The 9,817-nt window shown below is 69.2% G+C and carries 8 protein-coding genes; 3 read left to right on the forward strand and 5 right to left on the reverse strand.

Annotated elements, in window-relative coordinates:
* Together ACWDU1_RS23225 and ACWDU1_RS23230 are read left to right on the forward strand one after the other, a co-directional pair.
* Positions 1–1,499 (forward strand): phosphoketolase family protein (locus tag ACWDU1_RS23225; RefSeq protein ID WP_450001478.1); only part of this gene is annotated, 1,499 nt, incomplete at its 5' end.
* A 391-nt stretch (positions 1,500–1,890) separates the two neighbouring features.
* Complete coding sequence (locus ACWDU1_RS23230) at positions 1,891–2,199, forward strand: hypothetical protein (protein WP_450001479.1); 309 nt, start codon at positions 1,891–1,893, stop codon at positions 2,197–2,199.
* Between the two features lie 14 nt (positions 2,200–2,213).
* Here the strand turns inward: ACWDU1_RS23230 and ACWDU1_RS23235 are convergent, their stop codons facing one another.
* From ACWDU1_RS23235 to ACWDU1_RS23250, 4 genes are all read right to left on the reverse strand, one after another.
* Entirely contained in the window at positions 2,214–4,745 is a 2,532-nt protein-coding gene (locus ACWDU1_RS23235; RefSeq protein ID WP_450001480.1) for a helix-turn-helix transcriptional regulator, read from the reverse strand.
* 107 nt (positions 4,746–4,852) lie between these two features.
* Positions 4,853–5,425, reverse strand: coding sequence for a dihydrofolate reductase family protein (locus ACWDU1_RS23240; protein WP_450001482.1), 573 nt, complete (start codon positions 5,423–5,425; stop codon positions 4,853–4,855).
* Between the two features lie 210 nt (positions 5,426–5,635).
* Positions 5,636–6,391 (reverse strand): MerR family transcriptional regulator, encoded by a 756-nt coding sequence (locus tag ACWDU1_RS23245; RefSeq protein WP_450001483.1) that lies wholly within the window; start codon positions 6,389–6,391, stop codon positions 5,636–5,638.
* An 87-nt stretch (positions 6,392–6,478) separates the two neighbouring features.
* On the reverse strand, positions 6,479–6,775 hold the full coding sequence (locus ACWDU1_RS23250) for a WhiB family transcriptional regulator (RefSeq protein WP_450001484.1): 297 nt from the start codon (positions 6,773–6,775) through the stop codon (positions 6,479–6,481).
* Between the two features lie 146 nt (positions 6,776–6,921).
* On the opposite strand from ACWDU1_RS23250, the gene ACWDU1_RS23255 reads away from it, so the two are divergent.
* Positions 6,922–7,305, forward strand: coding sequence for a DUF1707 SHOCT-like domain-containing protein (locus ACWDU1_RS23255; RefSeq protein ID WP_450001485.1), 384 nt, complete (start codon positions 6,922–6,924; stop codon positions 7,303–7,305).
* 4 nt (positions 7,306–7,309) lie between these two features.
* On the opposite strand, the gene ACWDU1_RS23260 is transcribed toward ACWDU1_RS23255, so the two are convergent.
* A partial coding sequence (locus ACWDU1_RS23260; protein WP_450001486.1) for a tetratricopeptide repeat protein occupies positions 7,310–9,817 on the reverse strand: 2,508 nt, incomplete at its 5' end.

Consider the following 9,817-nt stretch of genomic DNA (forward strand, 5'->3'; position numbering starts at 1 on the left):
CCGGCCCACCCCAGGTGGACGGTAAGCCGGTGGAGGGCACGTTCCGCGCCCATCAGGTACCGCTGCCCGCCGCCCGCCAGGACGCCGCGCATCGCTCGGTACTCGAGCAGTGGTTGCGCTCCTACCGGCCCGAGGAGTTGTTCGACGAATCCGGGGCGCCGGTATCGGAACTGCTGGAGCTGGTCCCGCTCGGGAATCGCCGGCTGAGCGCGAATCCGGTGGCCAACGGCGGGGAGCAGGTCCGCGACCTGCGGCTGCCCGATTGGCGGGAGTACGCGGTGGACGTGCCCGGGCCGGGCCGCACGACCCACGAGGCGACCCGGGTGCTGGGCGGCTGGTTGCGGGAGGTCACCGTGCGTAACCCGGACAACTTCCTGACCTTCGCCCCCGACGAACTCGCCAGCAACCGGCTGCAGGACATCCTCGAGGTCACCGGCCGCAACTGGCAGTCCGAGGTCGGCGTCCACGACGAGAAACTCGATCGCGGCGGCCGGGTGGTGGAGGTGCTGTCGGAGCATATGTGCCAGGGTCTGCTGGAGGGGTATCTGCTCACCGGCCGGCACGGGGTCTTCACCTGTTACGAGGCGTTCGTGCACATTGTCGACGCCATGTTCAATCAGCACGCCAAATGGCTCGACGCGAGCGCGGACGTGCCGTGGCGGCGACCGCTGCCGAGCCTGAACTATCTGCTGTCCTCGCATGTGTGGCGCCAGGACCACAACGGTTTCACCCATCAGGACCCCGGGTTCCTCGATGTGGTGCTGAACAAGAAACCCGAGATCGTGCGGGTGTACCTGCCGCCGGACGCCAATACGCTGCTGTCGGTCTACGACCACTGCCTGCGCTCGAGGCATTACGTCAATGTGGTGGTGGCGGGTAAGCAACCGCAACCGGACTGGCTCCCGGCCACCGACGCGGCACTGCACTGCGCCCGCGGGATCGGCATCTGGGGCTGGGCGGGAAATCGCGACGAACCCGCGACGACACCGGATGTGGTGCTGGCCTGCGCCGGCGACGTCCCCACCCTGGAAACACTGGCCGCGGCCGCCATCCTGCGGGAACAGTTGCCGTGGTTGCGGGTACGGGTGGTCAATGTGGTGGATCTGATGCGGCTGCTGCCCGCCGACGAGCATCCGCACGGGCTGCCCGACAGCGAGTTCGACACCCTGTTCACCCGCGAGTCGCCGGTGATCTTCGCCTTCCACGGCTACCCGTGGCTCGTCCACCGGCTCACCTACCGCCGCACCAATCATTCCGGTCTGCACGTCCGGGGTTACAAGGAGCGCGGGACCACCACCACACCCTTCGATATGGTCATGCTCAACGACCTCGACCGCTACCACCTGGTGATGGATGTGATCGACCGGGTGCCCGCGCTGCGCCAGCAGGCCGCGGGGCTGCGGCAGGAGATGGTGGACGCACGGCTGCGCGCCCGGACCTGGACCCGGACCCACGGCGAGGATATTCCGGAGGTCGCGGACTGGAGCTGGCCCGCCTGACCCGAAGCACCGCTCCAACCGGCAATCGAATCGAACGGTCCCGGCGCGCCGCGCACGGGACCGTTTCGCGCGCCGCCGCAGACGCCGACAGCGACGATCACCGAACGGGAGAAGCGGGCGGCCCGGGTTCCGTGCCCGGTTCGCCGCCCACGTAGCGCCGACGGCGACGGCCGCCGGAAACCTCTCGGGCCCGGACATTCACAGATCGCCGTCCGATGCGAGTAATCGAACCCGGCTGACGAGAACTATTCCCACCCACGGGAAAACCCTGCCGCCCGAACACGAACACTCGTGTACCGTACCGCTATATAACGGCACATAGAACTACGGACCACAGGTAACGACCCGCCGTAGAAGTTCTAACGCCGACCAGAACGGAACGGAGCCCACCATGAACACCACCCGCATCCACGCCCTGGCCAAGAAGTTCGCCGTGGCCGCCGCCATCCTCGGCGCGCTCGCCGTGGCCCCGGCCGCCCTCGCCCCGCAGACGGCCTCCGCCGATGTCGGCCACAGCACCCGCGGCGACAGCCACCCGGGTAACGGCACCTACAACGACACCCACAGCCTCCCCAGCGATCCGAGCAACCGCAGCGAACCGGTGCACGCGATCCCCGCCAACCGCAGCGAGACCTACGAGGGCGAGGGCGGCTACCACGACGTCTGTGCCTACAAGCCGTATTTCTACGCCTGCCGGTAGTCCCCGCGTCCGGGTTATCCCGCCGTCCGCCGCCGGTACCGCCGGTTACCGGCGGCGGACGCGCGTTCCGCCCCGACCGTCTCGGCCAGTTCCGCCGGAACATGGCCCGCGATATCCCGGCGCGAGGAGATCAGCAACTTCTGCCTGATACTCGCGACCTGAGCGTCCACCGTGCGGACCGAACTCTTACGGCGATCGGCGATAGCGCTGTTCGGCCACCCCGCGGCGGCCAGCAGCGCGACCTCACGTTCGGCCGGCGACAGGGTGTCCCAGCGCGATACGTCGCCGGTCGGCGGGGAGAGCTCGGACGACCGCATCGGCCAGCGGTCCCGAAGATACCGCTCGACCACACCGGTGCCCGGCCGCAACCGGCCGCCGCTCTCCTGGGCGGCGGCGAATTCGCCGGGCCCGATGATCGCGGCGGCCACCTCGGACGCGTCCTGCACGGCCAGCACCATCATCGGCACCCGCTCGATACAGACACCCATGGCGTGATGGAAGGTCCGGAAAACACCGGTCAGCCAGGCGAGTTCGGTGGCCCGGACCCGGAGTGCGGCCACCGCGCCCACGGTCGCGGGATCGCCCGCCAGCACGTGCGTGAGCACCACCATGCACACCGCCACCGACCACGACGTCATCCAGGTATCGCGTACCGCGCACGGACCGGACAACGCATCCCGCGCCGGTTCCAGTGCGGCCGCCGGACGGCCGGACCGGGCCAGTGCCAGCGCCCGGGCCACCCGGGCCCAGTGCGCGGACAACTCCGACTCCGAGGCCAGCGCGCGATCCAGATGCTGCCCGGTCATCCGGTCGGCCTCGGCCGACCGGCCGAGCATCGACGCCGCGAGCGCGGCGAATACCGAACCGCGCTCCACACCGATCCGGTCGCCCATCGCGGTGAACTTGTGCCCGGCACGTTCCAGCACCCGGATGGCCCGCGGATCCCGCCGGAACAGCATCAGTTCCAACCCCCAGATCCATTCGACCGACGCGGGCAGGCCGATATCGGTCTCCGGGCTGTCCCGCCAGGAGCCGGCCGCGATATCGGCCGGGAGACAGCCGGCCACGCATTCGTCCAGCAGTCGGGCCGCGCGTTCGTCGTCGCCCTGCCAGAGGTGGTACCAGCCGAGCAGGGCGGTCGCCCGGATGTGATGCCGGGTGGCCCCGGGCGCGGCCTCCCGGGTGACCTCCAGCGCCGCCTCGGTGAGCCGGATCAGGGCACGGCTGCCGCCGTTTGCGAACGGCACCCAGACCGACAGCAGAACCGAAGCCGTCTCCAGTCCGATGAGCGCCTCGTCCGGATCCGCGAGCCCGGTTTCGATGCCGATGAGGATGTCGTCCCAGGAGGTGCGCGCCCAGTCGATCCAGGACTGCTCCCCCGGCCCGAACCAGAGCGTGCGGGCCGCGACCACTCGATCCCGGTGGTAGCGACGGTGCCGCGCGGCCAGCCGGGCCGCCTCGGCGGCATCGGCGCGCAACCGATCCGCCGCGAACAGCCGCACACTCTCGACCAGGTACCAGCGCACCGTGGTCGCGGTACGGAAGGTCGAGACCAGGGACCGCTCGGCCAGCCGCTCCAGCAGCGGCGCCACCCGGCGCTCGGGCAGTCGCTCGTCGGCGCACACCGCGACGACGGCCGCGAGTTCGACCCCGTTACGCTGCGGTTCCACCCCATCGGTCTCGTATCCGGCGGCGAACACCGATAGTCGTTCCAGCAGAAGCTGTTCCTCGGTCTCGCACAGATCGAACGACCAGGCGATCACATCGAATACCCCGCGATGGCGCTGCTCGGTACCCGAGCGGTCGCCGTGTGACCAGTGCATCCGCTGGTCGTCGGCGTCGCCGGTGAGTTCGGTCAGCAGCATCGCCGGCGGCCGGTGCCGTAACCGGGCGGCCGCCAGCCGGATCAGCAGCGGACTGTGCTCCACCCGTCGGCAGATGCGCCGGACGACCGCGAGCTGGCCCGGTTCGTCCGGTACCGGCCGCCCGATGAGTTCGGCGCGGTGACGGAACAGATCCAGTGATTCCGAGGGCGAGAGCGGCCCGACCGTGAGTATGTGTTCGTCGGCCCAGCCGATGGGTTCGCGGCTGGTGGCCAGGATGGTCAGGCCCTCGGTGGTCGCGAGCAGGTCGATCACTACGCGGCCGACCGCGGCGAGCACATGTTCGCAGTTGTCCAGTACCAGAATCGCGCGTTCGGAGATCACCGCGGCGGAGTCGCCGGTGGCCACATCCGGGGCGGTGGGATCGCTGATATCGGTGCGGACCACCGACCGCAGTACGCATTCGGGGGATTCGTCGCATTCGCGCCGGAGTCCGGCCAGCTGGGCCCAGTAGACCGGGCGGCCCGGGTCGTCACGCTCCGCCCGGCGCAGGGCCTCCGCGGCGAGGCGGGTCTTGCCGATACCGCCTTGGCCCACCAGGGTGATCAGCCGCGCTCCGTCCGATCGCAGCAGGTCCTGGAGGCGCACGAGTTCCCGGTCCCGGCCGAAGAACTCGGCCGGGGGTGCGGCGGATGCCGCACCGTCCGGGTAGATCACCGCCATAGAATGTAAAATTAGTGCACGTCACCGACAGTTGTCGGGTGAACCCGGTCATTCACCGGGGCGGGTGGAGTTCCCGGATCAACGGCCGTCGCGAATCCCTTTACCGCTCAGCACAACGCGTGCGCGGTGTGCCGGTAGTGCATCTGCACGACTGCACTGTCGAAGGTCAGCACATCGACCAGCCGCAGCCCCGTGGTATCGACCGGCGAGCGGAAAAGGGGTACCCCGCCGCCGAGCAACAGCGGATGGACGAAGAGACGGAACTCGTCGATCAGGTCGTGCTCGAGGAAGGTGGTGGCCGTCGCGGCTCCGCCGAGCAGCACCATGTTCTCGCCGGCGGCCTTGCGGCGGGTGACCTCCTCGACCAGATCGGCTCCGATGACCTCGGTGTTCCAGGACGGATCACGCAGGGTCCGGGAGACGACCAGCTTCGGCACCTTCCGCCAGAATCGGGCGAATTCGATGTAGAACGGCGAAACGGGCGTCAGGTCGGCGGTGGGCCAGAAGGCCGCCATGATCTCCCAGGTCTTACGGCCGCACAGCAGCACATCCGCCTGCCGGAGTTCCTCGAGGTACTCCGTACAGATCTCCTCGTCGACCACCGGCCAGTGGACCGCCTCGTCCGGGCCCTCGGCGAATCCATCGAGGGAGATCTGCATCCAGAGTGTCACACTTCCCATGCCCTGCCTCATCTACCGCGTCAGGTATCAAGGAGGAGATTCTGCATCCGAACCGGACCGCGCGCATCGGTAATCGCCGATAAACCTACTTAGGTAGGAATTCACCGGGCATTCAGCAGCCGGGGGAAGAGCCGCCATCGAATGTACCGTTATCCGGCGAAATATCCGATCGTGACTTCCCACAGCGGGAAACCCGTGCGATGCGGGTCCTCAGCCCTCGGTGGCGACCTCGGACAGTTCGCTGTCGCTCTCGATGTAGTGCGCGACGAACCGGTTGACCAGCTCGGCGGCGGTTTTACCGGGCAGCGTCCTGGCCAGCTGCAACTGTCCGGTCAGCTCGGCCAGATCCGCCGAACTGCGCTCGGATTCCCGGTACTTCTGCCAGGCGGTGCGATGGAAGAGGTCGACGAACCGGCGCGCCATCCGATCGCAGTCGGCCCGCATCCGCTCGAGTTCGCCGAGCACCTCGGCGTCCGGGACACCCGCGGCGGCGAGCTGGTCGGCCATCCGCACGAGCTGCCGGTCGGCGGGCCGATAGGTGGCGGCATCCACCGGCTCGTACAGCCCGGCGGCAACGATACGCGCCAGCCCGTTGGGCACGGACGCATAGCGTTCCTGCAGCTCGGTGGCCGGAATCGTATCGCCGGCCGCGACCGGTTCACCGGCTGTCGGCTCACCGGGCGCCAGATCGCCGAGCAACGAGCCGACGCCCAGGATGTCACCGAGATCGTCGCCGCGGTCCCAGGCATTGAGCAGCTCTTTGATCCCGTTGAGTTTGATCCCCCGATCCAGTAACCGGCTGATCGTCCGCACCCTGTTGAGATGCTCCGGGCTGTAATAACCCGTCCGCCCCTTGACCTGCGGTGGGGGCAGAACCCCCCGTTCGTGATAAACCCGCAGGCTGCGCACGGTCGTACCGGCAGCGCGCGCCAGTTCATCGATCGTGTACTCGTCACCAGCAGCCATATATCAAGGAAACCACACGGCAGGGGTCGTGACCGGCGGCGGACACGACCGAAACGTCCGATTCAACGCAAGTTGGTGCGAGATTTGCTAATTCGTCGATCGCGAAACAGTGGCCCGTTCGCTATGGGTGCGACGCTCGTCCTCGGACATACCGCCCCAGACACCGTAGGGCTCGCCCACCGCCAGCGCGTAGTTGCGGCACCGGTCGAGGACCGGACAGGAGTCGCAGATCTGCTTGGCCCGCCGCACCCTGGCCGCGCGGGCCCGGCCCCGCTCCCCCTCCGGATGGAAGAACACCGTCGACTCCAGCCCGCGGCAGGATCCGCGCAACTGCCAGTCCCAGGCCTCGGCGGCCGGACGCCGGTATCGAATCACGGTCGTCATCCACAACTCCTCTGCCGCCGGATCTGTAGGTCAGCGTAATTACTCCCCACTTGTGGGAATCGGTCCCGGAACAGGGCGCCGAGCCTTCCCGGTAGTGGCGAACACCGGCCCGGCCCGACCCTCGGAAACCGTCCTATGCTGCAGGTATGAGTGAATTACCGGGGGCACGGATCACCGTCTCGGAGCGCGATGCGGCGCTACGCGAACTGGCCGAGCATCTGGGCGCGGGCCGGTTGACACTCACCGAGTACGAGCACCGCTCGGGGGCGGTCGCGGCGGCCACGACCACTCCCGAGCTGGCCGCGCTCTTCACCGATCTCCCGGCCCCGCCCGCGCCGGCGGCGCCGCCCCCGCCGGCGGACCCCACCGCCGGATTCGCCGTGATGGCCGGTATCGCGGCCGCCTTCGCACTGGTCCTCGCCCTCGTCTTCGGGGGCTGGCTCTGGCTGCTACTCCTGGTGACCGTGCTGGTCTCCGCGCCGTTGCTCCCCGCCGTCCTGCATCGGCGCCGGGCGACCGGGCAGCTCTGATCCGCTACCACCGGGTATGCGGGCGCACGCTGTTGGCCAGGTCCACCAGGCGATACCGGTGCAGTTTGCCCGGCGCCGTCCGTGCCAGCGCCCGCAACCGTGATTCCAGGCCCCCGCGCAGACCCGCCACCGTCAGCGGGTAGCCGAGCAGGGTCGTATCGGCCGCCGCCGGCCGCAGGCGCGACCGCAGCCATTCCAGGGCGGCGCCCACCACCACCACCTGCATCTGCAGCGCCCGGGGCTCGTCCGGGAGCTCCAGCCGCGAAGCGGCCTCGAGCAGGTCGACCTCGGTGATATCACGATGCGGCCGCGATACCAGCAGCAGGCTGCCGGTCATCCGCGCGGTGCCGTGATGACGGGAGGTGTCGGGGACCCCGTCGAGGACCTGTACCGCCTGCAGCAGTTCGCCATCGGCGGCCAGGCGCCGCGCCAGGCCGAACGCCGCGCTGACCACCCCGTGGTTGGTCTGCCAGACCAGCCGGTAGAACTCGGTCGCGGCCCGGTGCCAGCGTTCGGAGTCGGACGGATCCGACAGCGACTGCAGCACCAGTTCGGCGGTGGCCGCCAGCGCCAGCGCGGCGGCGATCTCCCCGGGGAGCATGGTGTGCACCTCGTCGAAGTGCAGGTACGCGTCCTCGTAGCGCCCGTCGAGCAGGGCGGTCACGCCGGAGAACCATTCGATCCGCCAGTCGGTCACCGCACGCGGCCGCAGCGCGTCGAGCAGGGCCATCGCGGTATCCAGGTCGCCGAGGTCGAGGTGGGCGCGGATGGCCGCCAGCGCACCCTCCACCTCGAAGGTCTCGGGCGCGTCGATCGTGCCCGCGGCGATCCGCTCGGAGGTCTGCCGTAGCGAGTCCAGGGTCTGGCGGGCATCGCCGTGCAGCAGCGGGGCGAGCAGTTCCAGGCTCGGGTCGTCGGCGTCGATCAGCGGGATCGGTAGCGCGGCCACCACCGACGCCGCGTCCAGCGCCAGGCTGCGATGCCCGCCGTCGACCATTCCATCGGTCTGCCCGATCAGCGTATCGATACCGAAATCACCACGCAGCGAACCGAATTCAACCGAGGCCTGCGGGTGCTCCCGGCCGGAATCGGCGGCCAGCACCATCCGGAGCACACCGGCGAGCTGGCAGTACATCGCGTAGCCGGAAGGGAAGCGGCGGCTCGGATCGGTATGAGTGGCCCGGACCAGCAGCCGCTGCACACAGGGATGCCTGCGCAGGAGTGGATAGTCCTGCGCGGTCGGTGCCTCGGGCCGGTAGTTGCCCTGGGCGTCCTTGCGCAGGTCGAGCACCAGCGCGGCCAGCGTACGGCCGGCCGCGTAGATATCGGTGGCCACGGTCGGGCCGGTCTCGATGATCTCCGGGGCCTGATAACCGGGTGTCCCATAGATGCTGCCGTAGGACTCCATCGCCGCCACGGCACCGAGATCGATCAGTTTCACCTCGTCGTCGGTGACCATGATGTTGTCGGGTTTGAGGTCGTTGTAGGCCAGGTTGAACGAGTGCAGATAGTCGAGGGCGGGCAGCACCTCCATGGTGTAGGCCAGCGCCTCGGCCACCGGAATCCGTTCCGGCGCGCTCATATCCAGCATCTTCTTCAGCGAACGCCCGCCGACGTACTCCATGACGATATAGCCGTCGGCCACCTCGCGATGGGAGCGGTGTTTGACGAAGTTGTAGATCTTCACCACGCCGGGATGGGTGATCTCCGAAAGGAACTGCCGCTCCGCCAGCGCCACCACATGCGCCTCGAAGTCCTGCGGGTTCTGCAACCCCTTGAGCACCACCCAGCGGTCGCTGACGTTGGTGTCGACGGCCAGATAGATCCAGCCCAGGCCGCCGTGGGCCAGACACCCTTTGACCACGTACTGTTCGGCGACGACCTCGCCCGCGGACAGTGCCGGCAGGTAGTTGTAGGCCGAGCCGCAGCGCTCGCACTCCCCCGCCACGGCTCCGGGGCCCGACGGCCCGGAACGGCCGTTGGGCGCCTGGCATTTCCAGCAGAACCGCTTGTGCTCGGGCACCACCGGATCCGCGAGTACCGCACTCGCGGGATCCACGGGATCCACTCGGGGCAGGGCCACCAGCCCGGCGCCGAGGCGGCGCACACTCGGCCGCGACCGGGCGTTGCGGCCGGAAACGGGTTCGTCCTCGAACCCCGCGAAGGGATCCAGGTCGCCGAGTTCGTCATCGTCGTCGGCGAGCAGCAGGGCGTCCAGGTCGTCATCGTCGTCGGCACCGCCGAGACTGTTGAGGCGGGCGATATCGTCGCCGGTCAGCGCGGCGATCGCACGATCGAAATCGCTGAGGCCCGGGGGCGGCTCGGGCGCGGTGTCCGGCTGGGTGGCCGGTATAGCCGCCTCTTGCGGTGCCACCGGCGGGGCCACCGCCCCCACCGGCGGGGGCGCCGCCACGGCCGGAACGGATCCGGCGGTGACCGGAACAAAGATCCCGGAGCCGCCGGGCAGCGCGGCGGCGTCGGTCGCGCTACGCGGCCCGGGCGCTCCGGACTC

The sequence above is a fragment of the Nocardia sp. NPDC003345 genome (genome assembly GCF_053589395.1).

Coding starts and splice junctions, on each gene's coding strand:
- ACWDU1_RS23230 (WP_450001479.1), top strand. CDS start 1,891: ATGAACACCACCCGCATCCACGCCCTGGCCAAGAAGTTCGCCGTGGCC.
- ACWDU1_RS23235 (WP_450001480.1), bottom strand. CDS start 4,745: ATGGCGGTGATCTACCCGGACGGTGCGGCATCCGCCGCACCCCCGGCC.
- ACWDU1_RS23255 (WP_450001485.1), top strand. CDS start 6,922: ATGAGTGAATTACCGGGGGCACGGATCACCGTCTCGGAGCGCGATGCG.
- ACWDU1_RS23245 (WP_450001483.1), bottom strand. CDS start 6,391: ATGGCTGCTGGTGACGAGTACACGATCGATGAACTGGCGCGCGCTGCC.
- ACWDU1_RS23250 (WP_450001484.1), bottom strand. CDS start 6,775: ATGACGACCGTGATTCGATACCGGCGTCCGGCCGCCGAGGCCTGGGAC.
- ACWDU1_RS23240 (WP_450001482.1), bottom strand. CDS start 5,425: ATGGGAAGTGTGACACTCTGGATGCAGATCTCCCTCGATGGATTCGCC.